Source organism: Buttiauxella sp. WJP83 (genome assembly GCF_027594725.1).
Taxonomy (GTDB): Bacteria; Pseudomonadota; Gammaproteobacteria; order Enterobacterales; family Enterobacteriaceae; genus Buttiauxella; species Buttiauxella selenatireducens.
On record NZ_CP110080.1, the window covers coordinates 4,677,362 to 4,694,194 of the forward strand.

Here is a 16,833-nt window from a genome sequence, read left to right on the forward strand (position 1 = left end):
TCCCTGACTGGCATTTTTTTTGCGCTAAATTCTTACTGCTTTGTCAGAAACTCACCGGTTCGGAATGAGCTATCCGAATTACGTTGCAAAGGCACTGGCAAGGCCAAAGACTGATAATCTTTAGTGCTCAGTTGCTTCCCTTCGCTGTTCTCAGTTTTGCCATTACGTATGAAATAGTTACTGTTATCTACACGCCCTGAAATCGCGTCATCATATTTCCCTTCGTGGCTTCGCAGTGAAATGTTATCGGTGAACTTGCCCTGGGTGTCCGCACTGCCGTAAGGACTTGGGCGAAAGATGTAATTAAAGCGCTGGTTATCGACGGCGACGTTATTCGCCACCACCAGCGCGCCAGGGTTGAAGTTATCGGTGAAACCATCGAGATGGTTACCAATCGCTACGCTGTTATGGATTTCATGTGCAACGGGCTGCCCTTCCCCACCCAATTTGAAACCATTGCTGGTGTTGTTGCGTGCAATTGAATTCTCGATCACCACAACGCCGTTTGCCCCGTCTTCAATTTTGTTAAACAGGTCGAAGCCGTCATCAATATTGTCGTGTGAGTAGCACCCTTCAAGACGGTTGCCTTCACCGACACGCATTTTCACCGCAAATCCATCGGCGTTAATTTTGCCAGGATCTTCATTGCTGAAAGATTCAGAGTTGATGACGTGGTTGTAGCTTGCCCACAGTGGCCGGCCTACATCTGCTGGGGATGAAATCTGGATACCGGTATCGTCATTTTTAAAGGCCGTGACGTTTTCAATAAGGTTATGGCTGCCCTGTACCCGCAGGCTCTTATCCGTCACTTTAATACCGTTCACATGCCAGTAATTTCCCTCAAGAAGTAAACCGCGAATGATAACGTTGCCATTAGCCTCGAGGGTTTTTAGCCTGCCTTTTAAGCCGCTATCAGCCATGGGAATGGTCGTGAGCGAGTACTCACCACTGCTAATGATTATTTTCCCCCCGGGAGCGACAAGCGAAATGGCGCTGGATAAATCTAACGGTGCTGCTTGTGAGCCATTGTTGCTGGATACTCCATCCGGGGTGACATATAGCATACTGCCGTTCACATTATTAACGTACTCAACAGCGAAGTCCTGGATGACTGGGGTTTTGTCTTTCCCGTTGGTGGGGGTGAATGTCACGGTGAAGGTATTTTGTTCTTTTAGCGTGGTTGGCAAAGAGAACATTTCTCCCGCCTTCGCGACTCTTTCCTGCCCAATCACCACTTCATCCTGACGTACGGTGAAGTTACCGTCATAGTTAGCCCGTGCCTGCAGCATATATTGGCTGGTGGCGCTTTTTGGCGGAGAAGCAATCTGCATCACCACTGGCCACTCTTTTGGTACGAAAGGCGCGGATGTCACTGTTTTCGCCACACTTGTTTCTAATGAAGCATCTGAGACGGTAATTTTGGCATTACGTGAAGCAAAGAAGCCTACATAGTATTGGTCTTTGTCCTGGGTCGTGATGATATCGGCGCGTTTAATATTTTCAGAAACCCATGCATCGCTTCCGGCTGGCGCCCATGACGTAACAAAACCGTCATTGGTGCGTTCAAGCTTCATGCGGAACGTCGGCGTTTTGCTCAAATCTATGGCTTCTTGAAAGCTTTTGCGGGAAATCGTTGATCCAGTATTCCCCCAGGGATGGCTGATACCATCGCGCGCAATCGCCTGCATTTTGATGCGTGAGCTGTCTTTTTTATCCTGCGTCATGATGGCGTTCATGACCATATTGGAGGCGGCTGGGAATTCTTCGTATCCTTCCTTCAATGGCTCCTGACGCGGATTACCTAATACATCTCTGACCAACATTCCGGCACCTTCCTGAGCTGCAGGTTTAGCGCCATTTTCAGGACCAAACTGATCGACAGTCACTGTTGCCTGTAATACAAAATTCTTGTTGGCTGGAAGAGCGGTATAGAAAAACGTTAAGCCATCATGAGAGTTCGCGATTTTTCCGCCACGGCTCTCGATGGTTATGGGGTTTGAAAGATCGGCAGCATCGGCAGATGTCAGCTTTTTGCCATCGATCGTGACATTATTGACGCCAACTTTTTCAGGTAACACGTTGGATGAAAAGTTAACGTCTGTCGATTGCCCGAAAGCAATCGCATGCCAGACGGGTTGTGATTGTTCTGTGGCGTTCAGCGAAAACGCGATACCACAGAGGGTGAGAGCCAGAGGTAATTTTGACACCATTGTTATTCTCCTTATAAATATCGGTACCATTATGCTGATAAATGAAACGCTGTTTCTTTTATGTTTATCACAAAGACCAATTATTAAAACGAGAACGGCTCAATGTAGGGTGAAGGCTTTGTTTCCTGGTGAAAAGAAGTGTTAATCCCTAGAGAACTATGGCTTTTATTATTTCATTTGTACTTTTTCAGCCCTTATACACCTACAATTGAGCCTATGAGCACCCCCAAAATGCCGTCGATGTCCGTTTTTTAGGCATCCCGTTTTGTGTTGCAAAATATGTAGAAATTTCAACGAGAAATCGTTTTACTTCACTCTCAAATTAAAGTCAGGACGCGTATGTCAAACAATGCGATGAGCGTGGTTATCCTAGCCGCAGGCAAAGGGACCCGCATGTATTCAGACCTCCCGAAGGTATTACATACCCTTGCCGGGAAACCGATGGTTCAGCATGTTATTGATGCGGCGAATAATTTAGGCGCGCAGCGAGTGCATCTGGTTTACGGCCACGGTGGGGATTTGCTGAAAAATACGCTTAGCGATGGTTCACTTAACTGGGTATTACAGGCCGAGCAATTAGGCACTGGCCACGCGATGCAGCAAGCAGCCCCTTTCTTTGCCGATGACGAAGATATTCTGATGCTCTACGGCGACGTGCCGCTCATTTCTGTTGAATCCTTGCAGCGGCTGCGTGACGCCAAACCGCAGGGTGGCATTGGTCTGCTAACGGTAAAACTTGACGATCCAACCGGTTACGGTCGTATTGCTCGCGAAAATGGCAAAGTGGTCGGCATTGTTGAGCATAAAGATGCCACCGAAGAACAACGCAAAATCGACGAAATTAATACCGGTATTTTGGTGGCGAATGGCGCAGATCTGAAACGTTGGTTGGCGAAGCTCGATAACAACAATGCTCAGGGCGAATTCTACATCACCGACATTATCGCGCTGGCGCATCAGGAAGGCCGTGAAATCACTGCTGTTCACCCTGACCGTTTAAGCGAAGTTGAAGGCGTGAACAACCGTCTGCAACTGTCCCGTCTGGAACGCGTATACCAAAGTGAGCAGGCAGATAAACTGCTTCTGGCTGGCGTTATGTTGCGCGATCCTTCTCGTTTCGACCTGCGCGGTGAACTGACACACGGGCGTGATGTTGAAATTGATACTAATGTCATTGTTGAAGGAAAAGTGACGTTAGGCAATCGCGTCAAAATTGGCACCGGTTGCGTGATTAAAAACAGCGTGATTGGCGATGACTGCGAAATCAGCCCGTACACCGTGGTGGAAGATGCCAGTCTTGCTGCGGCGTGCACTATCGGTCCATTCGCCCGTTTGCGCCCTGGCGCTGAACTGGCTGAAGGTGCACACGTTGGCAACTTCGTGGAAATGAAAAAAGCCCGTCTGGGTAAAGGTTCTAAAGCTGGTCACTTAAGCTATTTAGGCGATGCCGAAATTGGCGATAACGTGAATATCGGTGCCGGGACCATTACCTGCAACTACGACGGTGCAAACAAATTTAAAACTATCATCGGCGATGACGTTTTTGTTGGTTCCGACAGTCAATTGGTTGCTCCAGTGACCGTGGCTCGCGGTGCAACGATTGGCGCGGGCACGACGGTCACCCGTAACGTTGGCGAAAATGAACTGGTTATTAGTCGTGTGAAGCAGACTCATATCCAGGACTGGAAGCGCCCGGTGAAGAAAAAGTAATAGCCAGATCCTCCCTGAGGGAGAGAGTCACTCGATCTGGTCCCCTCTCCCTTTGGGAGAGGGTTAGGGTGAGGGTTGTTAGCTGGGTTGTGCCCTCATCCCGGCCTTCTCCCCCAGGAGAAGGAGAAAACCCAACAAAATTTTGGCGAGGGGAAAATATATTCCCCCGCCCAAAGCAGTACCAAAAAACTATAACCCCACTCTCTACAAGGCTCGGGGCCCCGGATAACCGGGAACATACAGGTCAGCGACAACACATGGCGTAGAACGCCATTATCAGGAATTTAATCTTATGTGTGGAATTGTTGGCGCGGTCGCGCAACGTGATATCGCTGAAATCCTTCTCGAAGGATTACGTCGTCTGGAATACCGTGGTTATGACTCTGCGGGCCTGGCTGTGGTTGACGAAAAAGGGCATATGACTCGTCTGCGTCGCCTGGGCAAGGTCAATAAACTGGCAGAAGCGGCAGCTGAAACAGCGCTGCATGGCGGAACGGGTATTGCTCATACTCGTTGGGCGACCCACGGCGAACCCTCCGAAACCAACGCGCACCCGCATGTTTCCGAGCATATTGTTGTGGTCCACAACGGTATTATCGAAAACTATGAACCACTGCGTGAAACTCTGCAGGGTCGTGGTTACAACTTCGTTTCACAGACCGATACCGAAGTGATTGCTCACTTAGTTCACTGGGAACTGGAGCAAGGCGGTACTCTGCGTGAAGCGGTGCTGCGTACTATTCCTCAACTGCGTGGTGCTTACGGCACGGTTATCATGGATACCCGTAATCCAGACGTACTGTTAGCGGCGCGTTCGGGTAGCCCGATGGTTATCGGTCTGGGCATGGGTGAAAACTTTATCGCATCCGACCAATTGGCGTTGCTGCCAGTGACTCGTCGCTTCATCTTCCTTGAGGAAGGCGATATTGCAGAAGTGACTCGTCGTTCCGTTACGGTATTTGATACCAAAGGTGAGCAGGTTAAACGCCCTGATATCGAATCTAACCTGCAATATGACGCTGGCGACAAAGGTATTTATCGCCACTATATGCAGAAAGAAATCTACGAACAGCCGAATGCGATTAAAAATACGCTGACTGGCCGTATTAGCCACGGTGCTGTTGATCTCTCTGAGCTCGGCCCGAAAGCTAACGAAATGCTGTCTCAGGTTGAGCACATTCAAATTGTGGCATGTGGGACTTCCTACAATTCAGGAATGGTTTCACGCTACTGGTTTGAATCTCTGGCGGGTGTACCTTGCGACGTCGAAATCGCTTCTGAATTCCGCTACCGTAAATCCGCGGTTCGCCGCAACAGCCTGATGATTACCCTTTCTCAGTCTGGCGAAACGGCAGATACCCTCGCAGCGCTGCGTCTGTCCAAAGAGTTGGGCTACCTGGGCTCGTTGGCTATCTGTAACGTTCCGGGTTCTTCTCTGGTGCGTGAATCCGATTTGGCCCTGATGACCAACGCGGGAACTGAAATCGGCGTGGCATCGACCAAAGCATTTACCACTCAGCTTACCGTTCTGCTGATGCTGGTGGCGAAACTGAGCCGTCTGAAGGGTGCTGATGCGCAGATTGAGCACGATATTGTTCATGGTTTGCAGGCGCTGCCAAGTCGTATCGAGCAAATGCTTTCTCAGGACAAACGCATTGAAGCGCTGGCTGAAGATTTCTCCGATAAACATCACGCACTGTTCTTAGGTCGTGGCGATCAGTATCCGATCGCGATGGAAGGTGCACTGAAGCTTAAAGAGATCTCCTACATCCACGCTGAAGCGTATGCTGCGGGCGAACTGAAACATGGCCCACTTGCGCTGATTGATGCGGACATGCCGGTTATTGTTGTCGCACCAAATAACGAATTGCTGGAAAAACTGAAATCGAATATCGAAGAAGTTCGTGCTCGTGGCGGCGTGTTGTATGTCTTTGCCGATCAGGATGCCGGGTTTACCAGCAGCGATAACATGCACATCATTGAGATGCCGCATGTGGAAGAAGTCATCGCACCTATCTTCTATACCGTGCCGTTGCAGTTGCTGTCTTACCACGTCGCGCTGATTAAAGGCACCGACGTTGACCAGCCGCGTAACCTGGCGAAATCGGTAACTGTAGAATAACTTTCTGCGTTATCTCTTAAAGTCTAAAGCGCCTCTCGAGGGCGCTTTTTTATTTATGTGTGTATACCCTTTATACTTCAAGTTGCATGTGCGTTGGCTGCGCTCATTCACCCCAGTCACTTACTCAAGTAAGCTCCTGGGGATTCTTGAGTTTGCCGCCTTCCTGCAACTCGAATTATTTTGGGTATAGTTCGCCTTTTTACAGAGGTACACAGCGCGATGCTGACTGAATCTTCCATTCGAATTAATAAATACATTAGCGATAGCGGTATCTGCTCTCGCCGTGAAGCCGATCGTTACGTCGAACAGGGCTGTGTTTTTATTAACGGCAGGCAGGTCAGTTTTGGCGCTCAGGTCTTTACTGGCGATGTGGTGAAAGTGAACGATCAGCTTATTGAGCCGCGAGATGACAACGGCCTGGTGCTAATCGCGTTGAATAAGCCTGTCGGCATCATCACAACGATGAAAAAGAGCGTGCGAAATAATATCAGCACTCTCATTACCGGCGACCAACGTATATCCCCGATAGGGCGTCTGGATAAAGATTCGCAGGGGCTAATTTTGCTGACCAACCACGGAGATGTGGTCAATAAAATTCTGCGCGCGGGCAATAATCATGAAAAAGAATATGTGGTTAGCGTCAATAAGCCGATAACTGACGAGTTTATTACAGGTTTATGCGCGGGTGTGCCTATTCTGGGTACGGTGACAAAACAGTGCAAAGTGACGAAAGAATCGGATCGGGTATTTCGTATTACTTTGGTTCAGGGGTTGAATCGCCAGATCCGCCGGATGTGTAAATATTTCGGCTATGAGGTTACTCGACTTGAACGTATCCGCATCATCAATATCCATCTGGAAGGGCTGCCGCTGGGGGAATCGCGCTACTTGAGTCGCGACGAACAGGACGAGCTATTAAAGCGGATTGAGCACTCAGAATCCTGAATATGACAGTTGGAAATATGGCCCAAAGTGGCCTGTCATAAAACTGTCATATTTCGTACATTTAATTGTCACCAAACTGTCCTATTTTCTATCCTGCATCCACTAAACAACGATTTACGTTCACCTCTGCAGGAGACATTATGAAAGTTATGCGTACCACTGTCGCAACTGTTGTCGCCGCGACCTTATCCCTGAGTGCTTTCGGTGCATATGCTGCTGCAAGCCTGACTGGCGCTGGTGCAACCTTCCCTGCGCCGGTGTATGCCAAATGGGCTGATACTTACAACAAATCAACTGGTAACAAAGTTAACTACCAGGGTATCGGCTCTTCCGGTGGCGTTAAACAAATCATTGCTCACACCGTGGATTTCGGTGCGTCTGATGCCCCACTGGCTGACGACAAACTGCAACAAGAAGGACTCTTCCAGTTCCCAACGGTTATCGGCGGTGTTGTTCTGGCCGTTAACCTGCCAGGTGTGAAATCCGGTGAGCTGGTGCTCGACGGTAAAACGCTGGGTGACATCTACCTGGGCAAAATCAAAAAATGGGATGACGAAGCCATTGCTAAGCTCAACCCTGGCATAAAACTGCCATCGCAAAACATCGCTGTTGTACGTCGCGCTGACGGTTCTGGTACTTCTTTCGTTTTCACCAGCTACCTGGCGAAAGTGAACGAAGAGTGGAAATCTAAAGTCGGTGCCGGTTCAACGGTAAACTGGCCAACGGGTCTGGGCGGCAAAGGTAACGATGGTATTGCTGCTTTCGTACAGCGTCTGCCGGGTTCGATTGGTTATGTTGAATATGCATACGCTAAGCAGAACAACCTGGCTTATACCAAGCTGGTTTCTGCCGACGGCAAACCGGTCGCACCTTCTGAAGAAAACTTCGCCAATGCGGCGAAAGGCGCTGACTGGAGCAAATCATTCGCTCAGGATCTGACTAACCAGAAAGGTGACGGAGCGTGGCCAATCACGTCAACGACCTTCATCCTGGTTCATAAAGAACAGAAGAACCCAGAGCAAGGCGCTGAAGTACTTAAGTTCTTCGACTGGGCTTACAAAGATGGTGCAAAACAGGCCAGCGAGCTGGATTATGCAGCCCTGCCAGATTCCGTGGTTGAGCAGGTTCGTGCTGCATGGAAAACCAACGTAAAAGATAGCTCCGGTAAGGCGCTGTACTAATCTTATAAAGCTCGGGTGATAAAACCCGGTGTATAGAGTAACTTACGCCGGGTAAACCCAAACACGACAAAGAGTAAGCTATGGCAGTAAGTAAGCCGGTGTTCAAAGCCCCTGGCAAACAAGGTGATGTCATTTTCAGCGCACTAGTCAAACTAGCTGCGCTGATTGTGCTATTCCTGCTGGGCGGCATCATTATTTCCCTGATTATCTCCTCCTGGCCGAGCATCCAGAAGTTTGGTTTCTCGTTCCTGTGGACCAAAGAATGGGACGCCCCTAACGACATTTATGGTGCGCTGGTGCCGATTTACGGCACGCTGGTGACGTCGTTTATCGCTCTGTTGATTGCTGTTCCTGTTAGTTTTGGTATCGCGCTATTCCTGACGGAACTGGCTCCGAACTGGTTGCGCCGCCCGCTGGGTATCGCCATCGAGCTGCTGGCCGCTATCCCAAGTATCGTATACGGCATGTGGGGGCTGTTTATCTTTGCTCCGCTGTTTGCGACCTATTTCCAGGAACCGGTTGGCAACGTGCTTTCTTCTGTACCGATTGTGGGTGAGTTGTTCTCAGGCCCTGCGTTCGGTATCGGTATTCTCGCCGCAGGCGTGATACTGGCCATCATGATCATTCCTTACATTGCTGCGGTTATGCGCGATGTATTCGAACAAACCCCAGTGATGATGAAAGAGTCGGCCTACGGTATTGGCTGCACCACCTGGGAAGTTATCTGGCGCATTGTTTTACCGTTCACCAAAAATGGCGTGATCGGTGGTGTGATGTTGGGTTTGGGCCGTGCTTTGGGTGAAACCATGGCGGTGACCTTTATCATTGGTAACACCTATCAACTCGACAGTGCATCGTTGTATATGCCGGGTAACAGTATTACTTCCGCCCTGGCGAATGAATTCGCAGAAGCCGAGTCTGGCCTGCACACCGCAGCACTGATGGAACTTGGCCTGATCCTGTTTGTTATCACCTTTATCGTACTGGCTATCTCTAAGTTCATGGTGATGCGTCTGGCGAAGAATGAAGGAGCGCGCTCATGACAACCATGGAAATGCAAAGCCGCGCAGCATTGGCTGAATCTCGCCGCAAAATGCAGGCGAAGCGCCGGTTCAAAAACCGCGTCGCACTGACTCTTTCAATGGGAACCATGGCGTTCGGCCTGTTCTGGCTGGTTTGGATTTTGTTCTCAACGGTTACACGTGGGATCGACGGAATGTCGATTGCGCTGTTCACAGAAATGACGCCTCCGCCAAATACGGCTGGTGGTGGTCTCGCGAACGCCCTTGCAGGTAGCGGCCTGTTGATCCTGTGGGCGACCGTTTTCGGTACACCGCTGGGCATCATGGCGGGTATTTATCTGGCGGAGTACGGTCGCAAATCGTGGCTGGCAGAAGTGATTCGTTTTATTAACGACATTCTGCTTTCCGCACCGTCAATCGTGGTGGGTTTATTCGTCTACACCATCGTGGTCGCGAAGATGCAGCATTTCTCTGGCTGGGCCGGGGTCATTGCGCTGGCGCTGTTGCAGGTACCCATCGTTATTCGTACCACGGAAAACATGCTGAAACTGGTGCCAGACAGCCTGCGTGAAGCGGCTTACGCACTGGGCACGCCAAAGTGGAAAATGATTTCTGCGATTACGCTAAAAGCCTCTGTTTCCGGGATTATTACCGGGGTATTGCTGGCGATTGCACGTATCGCGGGCGAAACGGCCCCTCTGCTGTTCACCTCGCTCTCCAATCAGTTCTGGAGCACCGACATGATGCAGCCACTGGCTAACTTGCCGGTGACCATTTTCAAATTTGCGATGAGCCCGTTTGCCGAGTGGCAACAGTTAGCCTGGGCTGGCGTTCTGATTATTACTCTGTGTGTGCTGCTGCTGAACATTATGGCGCGCGTGATTTTTGCAAAGAGTAAACACGGTTAAATTTTGCGGCGCGGCAACGGCGGCGTCGGATGGAGATTAAGAAACAGATGAGTATGGTCGATACAGCCTCAGGCAAAATTCAGGTTCGTGATTTGAACTTCTTTTACGGCAAATTCCATGCCCTGAAAGATATCAATCTGGATATCGCTAAGAACCAGGTAACCGCATTCATTGGCCCGTCAGGTTGTGGTAAATCCACCTTGCTGCGTACATTCAACAAAATGTACTCGCTCTACCCGGAGCAGCGTGCTGAAGGTGAAATCTTGCTGGATGGGGAAAACATCCTCACTCAAAGCCAGGATATCGCCCTGCTGCGTGCCAAAGTCGGCATGGTGTTCCAGAAGCCAACGCCGTTCCCAATGTCGATTTATGACAACATCGCTTTCGGTGTGCGTCTGTTCGAGAAGTTGTCTCGCAGTGATATGGATGAGCGCGTGCAATGGGCTTTGACCAAGGCCGCATTGTGGAACGAAACCAAAGATAAATTACACCAGAGCGGATACAGTCTCTCCGGTGGCCAGCAACAGCGTTTGTGCATTGCGCGTGGTATTGCGATTCGTCCGGAAGTGTTGTTGCTTGATGAGCCGTGTTCAGCGCTGGACCCGATTTCTACCGGTCGTATCGAAGAACTGATTACAGAGCTGAAACAGGATTACACCGTCGTTATCGTGACCCACAACATGCAGCAGGCGGCGCGTTGTTCAGACCACACTGCATTTATGTACCTGGGCGAGCTTATCGAGTTTAGCGAAACCGACACGCTGTTTACCACGCCTGCTAAGAAGCAGACTGAAGATTACATTACTGGCCGCTACGGTTGATCGGGAGAAAAAATGGACAGCCTCAACCTTAACAAACACATTTCCGGCCAGTTTAACGCCGAGCTGGAATATATCCGCACTCAGGTGATGACCATGGGTGGGCTGGTGGAGCAACAGCTTTCTGATGCGATCACCGCCATGCACAATCAAGACGGTGAGCTGGCAAAGCGCGTCATTGAAGGCGACCACAAAGTTAATATGATGGAGGTCGCTATCGATGAAGCCTGTGTGCGCATCATCGCTAAGCGCCAGCCAACCGCCAGCGACTTGCGCCTGGTAATGGCTATCATCAAAACGATTTCTGAGCTGGAACGTATCGGTGATGTAGCAGATAAAATCTGCCGCACGGCGCTGGAGAAATTCTCTCAGCAGCACCAACCGCTGTTGGTCAGCCTTGAGTCTTTAGGCCGCCACACCGTGCAAATGCTGCATGATGTTCTGGACGCATTCGCGCGCATGGATCTCAACGAAGCGGTGCGTATTTACCGTGAAGATAAGAAAGTTGACCAGGAATACGAAGGCATCGTACGTCAATTGATGACGTATATGATGGAAGACTCACGCACCATTCCAAGCGTGCTGACCGCGCTGTTCTGTGCGCGTTCTATCGAACGCATCGGTGACCGCTGCCAGAATATCTGTGAGTTTATTTTCTACTTCGTCAAAGGACAGGACTTCCGTCATGTCGGTGGTGATGAGCTGGATAAATTGCTGGCGGGTAAAGATCCGAAAGAGTGATAGGTTTCCCTCTCCTTATTTAAGGAGAGGGATGATATTTTAGGGGGTAACAACTTTTATTGTATATTCTTTACTAAATTTTTTAGAACTGGCTAGCATACTGCCATACATTCTCCCGCTAATTTCAATTGTTATCACGCCAGGTTTTGTTGGTGTGCCATATATTTCTATACAGTTGTAATTATTGCTATCCTTTGGTTTCATATTTTTAATTCTCCATTCAGGTAACTGGCAATGGCGTAAGGAAATCCCTGCATCTTCAGGGGTAACAATTCCAGCCTTCTTCTCAGGTATTCCTGCAATATTCCCACCAATAACCCCTCCCCCCAAAATATAAATCTTTGAAAAATAAGGTATGCCAATAGTTGCTTTCTTTAGATTTTTCCCCTCAGGAAGGTATTCTGTATTTGAGGTGCATGCAGAAACACCAAAAACTATAATAAAAAGAAACATTCTTAATAAAATCATGTTTATTTGAGTGGTTTAAAAACCACGCCTCCAAAAAATCTATTTATGAAAAATGAACTATTTTCCCCATACTTTATTTGGTCTGAAATTTTTCCCCATGAAAATAAATTTAAATGCATGCAACCATCGTTTTCCTCTGTGACTGGTCCATCCCATACAATCCAGTGTGTCGGTACGGTTAATTTAGATTCACCGCCTGTTAATAAGCCATCATTAATTAATGTGACGACTTTATAGCCTTTTCGTACATACTCATTTAAATCATTAATTCCCTGAATGCCAGCCTGAGTAATACCGACATTACTGAATACTTTTTCATAGCCTGCTTTCTCAAACCATTCCGTCAATGTTTGCCACATCGTAATACCCGCGATTGGAGAATCGAGGTTATCAAAACTCAAAACTGCATTTTCCGAATCCCTCAAGCCTGCGAGAGTCATCCAGTCGAGGCCAGAGATATTGTCATAAAAATGCCCCGTTGGATGGCGACAACCATTACTTGGTTTTATCTCTAGGCCGCCAATTTTAGTTTTCCCGTACATCCATAGTTCCCGTGCAGCTTGTGCATACACATCGGGACGATCCCTTTGTATGCAGTAAAAAAATGAAGCAGGGCCGCACAAACTTGCACTCCTCTGGCTTGGATAATCAACCCAGTTAAACCGATTATTGATTTGCTGCTCAATGATACTTTTCTCAAATGGATCCTGAGGGTCACCAATTGGATATTCTTCGGCAATAAAAGGTCGTTCCGGCCTGGATATATTCACGGTAACTATGTTTGGGCCTTCACTTTCCAGTTTCGTTGTCCCTGTCGTGACAAAGTAACAAGGGTTTTCGCGCTTAACCGAAGACCAGGCTTTGCCTGTAGTTAACTCTTCCAGAGTGTACATTCGGATAAATGGAGTGGCTGAAACGCATGACGTTTTAAGCATTGTAGTCCGATAAAGCGTTACCTCCATAATATAAATAGTTGAAAGAGGTTCGCTGATATTATCGGTTGCATGGATCAGTGTTTCGTAGTTCCCTTGCAACGGTTGCTGTTTAACATCAACAATGAAATATTTATTTTTGTCGGAATCCATTCGGTAAATAGATAAATCATACAGAATGTAATCCGATGGAACATTTGAATTAATCCGGGTGCGTACATGGTACATTGTCATATTCAAGTCCTTATGAATGCAAAGGATAAAGACTATAATGTTGTCACCAGAAAAAAATGATAGCCACGTCTGAAAGTGGTAATAAATATTTATATATTTTGGCTGATACAATTTCGTGTATTAGATAAATAAAAAAACGCCAGCGAATCGCTGGCGTTTTTATTGGTGTTACCAGGCAAACCTTAGCGAACGATAATCCCTAACAGAATACCCAGTGCGCCAAAGTCGGCATCGCTGAATGTCGTGTTAGCAAAACCGATATCACCGAGCACTGGCAGCAAGAACACTGGCAGGAAGGTAATCAGCAAACCTTGAGCAAACGCACCCAAAATTGCACCACGACGTCCACCTGTTGCGTTACCAAATACCCCTGCCGCCGCGCCGACGAAGAAGTGTGGCACCACGCCAGGGATAATCACCGTCATGTTCAGCAGATACAGCGCAAACATTCCGATTAAACCCGCAGCAAAGCTGCTCAGGAAGCCAACCAATACCGCGTTCGGTGCATAAGGGAACACGACCGGGCAATCGAGTGCCGGTTTTGCGTTCGGAACCAGTTTGTCGGAAATACCTTTGAACGCGGGAACGATTTCCGCGATAACCATGCGCACACCTTGCAGAATGATGTATACGCCTGCGGCAAAGGTAATGGATTGCATGATGGAGAACATGAACCAGTTTTTGCCACCGCTCAGTTCTTTCACCACATCAGCACCTGCGAACAAACAGGTGACCAGGAAGATGATGCTCATGGTAAAGGCGATAGCGACCGGCGTATCACGCAAGAACAGCAGACTTTTCGGCACGTTCATGTCTTCAGTCGAGTGTTCTTTATTACCAAACTTGCTGCCGATGAAACCAGCCAATACATAAGATAATGTTGAGAAGTGGCCGATGGCAACGTCGTCAGAACCGGTGACCTTCTTCATGTAAGGGTGTGCAATGGCTGGGAAAAAGACCATTGCTACGCCAACAACCAAAGAGCCAACGGCAATCAGCGTCACACCGGTCATACCTGCCGTTGCCAGGATCACAGCTACCATCATCGACATAAACAATGTGTGATGGCCTGTCAGGAAGATAAATTTCCACGGCGTGAAACGGGCAATCAAAATATTGATAACCATGGCGAAGAACATGATCATCGCCATCTCTTTCCCGAAGCTTTTCTGCGCTACGGAAACAATGGCTTCATTGTTCGGCACCACGCCCTGAATACCAAAAGCGTGTTGGAAAATGTTTGCGAAGTCACCCAGCGATGACACCACCAAACCGGCACCCGCACCTAAAATCACAAAACCCATAATGGTTTTAACGGTGCCTTTAATACATTCGGTGACCGGTTTTTTCTGTGCAATCAGGCCAATCAAGGCGATTAAACCAACCAGCACTGCCGGTTCGGAAAGCACATCGCTCATCAAAAAACGAAAGAAATCCATTACGACCTCGACTTACAGTGCGCCTAACTCGGTTAATGCCACGGACAAACGTTCTTTCATGGCTTTCTTGTCGATCATGTTGTCCAGAGCAACGATTTTCCCAGCGACGGACTGTGCGACGAGTTGCTCGGCGATGTCCTTGGTGCCGACATAAATATCGCTCGGTGTGCCTTTAGCTGAGCCAAGGTCAACATGATCAACATCAGCGTTGACTGCCAGATCTTTCAGAATGCTTTTAATGCTCATTTCCATCATCAGGCTGGTGCCTAAACCGTTACCGCAAACCACTGTAATTTTCATAATTGTTCCCCTGGATTAATAGCGCGCAATGACGGACAAAATGTCTTGCGTTGTTTTGGCCTGCAAAATGGCCTGAATGTCTTGTTCGTTATCGAATAATTGGGCGAGTTGAGAAATCGCTTCAATGTGGCTGGTGCTGTCGGTTGCCGCTAACACAATCAACAACTTCACCGGATCGTTTTCATCGGCATCGAAATTCACGCCTGAAGTGATAAGCGTCAGTGCCAGAGAGAGTTTGTTTGCACCTTCTTCCGGACGTGCATGGGGCATCGCAATACCGGGGCCAACCACATAGTACGGGCCGATGGCTTCATGTGAGCGGTAGATAGCCTCGACATAACGCGGTTCGATCGAACCGTTTTCAATCAGCGGACGGCATGAAATCGCCACGGCATCGCGCCAGTCTTTAGCCTTTTCGACGACCTGAACAACCTCTGCGGTTAATAGTGTTTTTAACATGCGACTGATAACTCCCGATGATAATTAACAGGAGGGTAGATTTTTCAGACAGTAATTAATGTGATGGTTGTCTCATTTGATAGCGCTACCTGATAGCGCTATCAAGCTTTGTGATAGCGCTATCATTTCTTGTCTGTCTGACTTTGGCTATATCGGGTTCCCGCATATACAATGCGATAGAGCATTTGCTGCCGTGGGCAAAGAACTGACAGACTGATGGTGAAATAAAAATAATGAAAACAGTAAGTTGTAATCGTCCCGGGAGCCGGAATGGAAAAAATGCGTAAGCGTCGTGGTACCGGACGAGTCACGCTGCAAGAAGTCGCCAATTATGCGGGTGTTGGAACCATGACGGTTTCCCGGGCGTTGAGAACCCCGGAGCAGGTTTCCGACAAATTGCGCGAGAAGATAGAACAAGCTGTGGAAGAGTTGGGTTATATCCCCAATCGGGCTGCGGGCGCGCTGGCTTCTGGTCACAGTGATACGGTCGCCGTGCTGATACCTTCTCTGACCGATAAAGCCAGTTCGCGCTTTATGCAGTCATTACAGCAAGTACTGAATAAAAATGAGTTCCAGCTACTGCTTGGCTGCCATGAACATAATCAGCATAAAGAGGCTGAAATTTTAATGACGTTACTGCAAAGCAATCCGGCTGCTTTGGTGATTTTTGGTTCTCAGTTGGCTGAAAAAACCTACCAGATTCTCGAAAAAACCAATATTCCCACTATTAACGTCGTTGGTTCCCCTTTCAGCCAGGCGCGAATTACGCTTGAAACGGCATTTTTTGAGGCGTCACATAAACTGACAGAACATCTGTTGGATCAGGGTTATAAGAATATCGGTTTTATCGGTGCGCACATGGACAACCGTTTGCAGCGTCAGCAACTGAATGGCTGGCATAAAGCGATGCTGAGTCGTTACCAGAATTCCGATCAGGTGATCACCACGCCGGATGCCGCCAGCTTGCAGTTTGGCCGTTATGCATTGACCGAAATATTACAACGCCAGCCAGAACTGGATGCTGTGATTTGCAGCCATGAGGAGATTGCGCTAGGCATCATGTTTGAGTGCCAACGGCGCTTGCTGAAAATCCCCGGAAATATCGCGGTGGCTTGTCTCGACGGTTCGGACAGCTGCGATCAAACGCACCCGACGCTGACTTCTATCCGTATTGATTATAAAAAAATGGGTAAAGACGCGGGTAAGCTACTGATTGAACTGTTGAATGATGAAAGGGATGACGAATTAGACGAATCGCGAGTTGAGCAATTCAGCTACCAGATTGAATTGCGCCAAAGTACTTAAGCACATCCGTTGCAGGGCGGATAAGCGTAAGCGCTATCC

General features: G+C 48.5%; 14 protein-coding genes and 1 pseudogene. 9 read left to right on the forward strand and 6 right to left on the reverse strand.

What is annotated here, in order from left to right; all coding sequences use genetic code 11:
- Window positions 1-32: 32 nt before the first annotated feature.
- On the reverse strand, window positions 33-2,210 hold the full coding sequence (locus tag OH773_RS21610; protein WP_270141807.1) for a right-handed parallel beta-helix repeat-containing protein: 2,178 nt from the start codon (window positions 2,208-2,210) through the stop codon (window positions 33-35).
- Between the two features lie 339 nt (window positions 2,211-2,549).
- On the opposite strand from OH773_RS21610, the gene glmU reads away from it, so the two are divergent.
- From glmU to phoU, 8 genes and pseudogenes are all read left to right on the forward strand, one after another.
- A complete protein-coding gene (gene glmU, locus OH773_RS21615) occupies window positions 2,550-3,920 on the forward strand; it encodes a bifunctional UDP-N-acetylglucosamine diphosphorylase/glucosamine-1-phosphate N-acetyltransferase GlmU (RefSeq protein WP_270141809.1) in 1,371 nt (456 codons plus the stop codon).
- Window positions 3,921-4,212: 292 nt separating this feature from the next.
- A complete protein-coding gene (glmS, locus tag OH773_RS21620; RefSeq protein WP_270141811.1) occupies window positions 4,213-6,042 on the forward strand; it encodes a glutamine--fructose-6-phosphate transaminase (isomerizing) in 1,830 nt (609 codons plus the stop codon).
- Window positions 6,043-6,261: 219 nt separating this feature from the next.
- A pseudogene (rluF, locus tag OH773_RS21625) lies at window positions 6,262-6,984 on the forward strand (23S rRNA pseudouridine(2604) synthase RluF); the annotation flags it as partial.
- A 143-nt stretch (window positions 6,985-7,127) separates the two neighbouring features.
- Window positions 7,128-8,168, forward strand: coding sequence for a phosphate ABC transporter substrate-binding protein PstS (gene pstS / locus OH773_RS21630; RefSeq protein ID WP_270141814.1), 1,041 nt, complete (start codon window positions 7,128-7,130; stop codon window positions 8,166-8,168).
- An 80-nt stretch (window positions 8,169-8,248) separates the two neighbouring features.
- Window positions 8,249-9,211, forward strand: coding sequence for a phosphate ABC transporter permease PstC (pstC, locus tag OH773_RS21635; protein ID WP_270141816.1), 963 nt, complete (start codon window positions 8,249-8,251; stop codon window positions 9,209-9,211).
- Complete coding sequence (gene pstA / locus OH773_RS21640) at window positions 9,208-10,098, forward strand: phosphate ABC transporter permease PstA (RefSeq protein ID WP_270141818.1); 891 nt, start codon at window positions 9,208-9,210, stop codon at window positions 10,096-10,098. Before pstC ends, pstA begins: the two co-directional genes overlap by 4 nt.
- 47 nt (window positions 10,099-10,145) lie before the next feature.
- Window positions 10,146-10,919 (forward strand): phosphate ABC transporter ATP-binding protein PstB, encoded by a 774-nt coding sequence (gene pstB / locus OH773_RS21645; protein ID WP_221200568.1) that lies wholly within the window; start codon window positions 10,146-10,148, stop codon window positions 10,917-10,919.
- 12 nt (window positions 10,920-10,931) lie between these two features.
- Window positions 10,932-11,657 (forward strand): phosphate signaling complex protein PhoU, encoded by a 726-nt coding sequence (gene phoU, locus OH773_RS21650; RefSeq protein ID WP_183272029.1) that lies wholly within the window; start codon window positions 10,932-10,934, stop codon window positions 11,655-11,657.
- Between the two features lie 39 nt (window positions 11,658-11,696).
- On the opposite strand, the gene OH773_RS21655 is transcribed toward phoU, so the two are convergent.
- From OH773_RS21655 to OH773_RS21675, 5 genes are all read right to left on the reverse strand, one after another.
- Window positions 11,697-12,110, reverse strand: coding sequence for a hypothetical protein (locus OH773_RS21655; RefSeq protein ID WP_270141821.1), 414 nt, complete (start codon window positions 12,108-12,110; stop codon window positions 11,697-11,699).
- Window positions 12,111-12,127: 17 nt separating this feature from the next.
- The gene (locus tag OH773_RS21660) at window positions 12,128-13,291 is read right to left on the reverse strand and encodes a hypothetical protein (protein WP_270141823.1); all 1,164 of its coding nucleotides are present in this window, start codon (window positions 13,289-13,291) and stop codon (window positions 12,128-12,130) included.
- A 182-nt stretch (window positions 13,292-13,473) separates the two neighbouring features.
- The gene (locus OH773_RS21665) at window positions 13,474-14,730 is read right to left on the reverse strand and encodes a PTS ascorbate transporter subunit IIC (RefSeq protein ID WP_270141825.1); all 1,257 of its coding nucleotides are present in this window, start codon (window positions 14,728-14,730) and stop codon (window positions 13,474-13,476) included.
- Window positions 14,731-14,742: 12 nt separating this feature from the next.
- Window positions 14,743-15,030, reverse strand: coding sequence for a PTS sugar transporter subunit IIB (locus tag OH773_RS21670; protein WP_270141827.1), 288 nt, complete (start codon window positions 15,028-15,030; stop codon window positions 14,743-14,745).
- Between the two features lie 15 nt (window positions 15,031-15,045).
- The gene (locus OH773_RS21675; protein ID WP_270141829.1) at window positions 15,046-15,489 is read right to left on the reverse strand and encodes a PTS sugar transporter subunit IIA; all 444 of its coding nucleotides are present in this window, start codon (window positions 15,487-15,489) and stop codon (window positions 15,046-15,048) included.
- A 270-nt stretch (window positions 15,490-15,759) separates the two neighbouring features.
- Here OH773_RS21675 and OH773_RS21680 point away from each other — a divergent pair, with 270 nt between their 5' ends.
- Complete coding sequence (locus OH773_RS21680; RefSeq protein ID WP_270141831.1) at window positions 15,760-16,794, forward strand: LacI family DNA-binding transcriptional regulator; 1,035 nt, start codon at window positions 15,760-15,762, stop codon at window positions 16,792-16,794.
- Window positions 16,795-16,833: the final 39 nt, after the last annotated feature.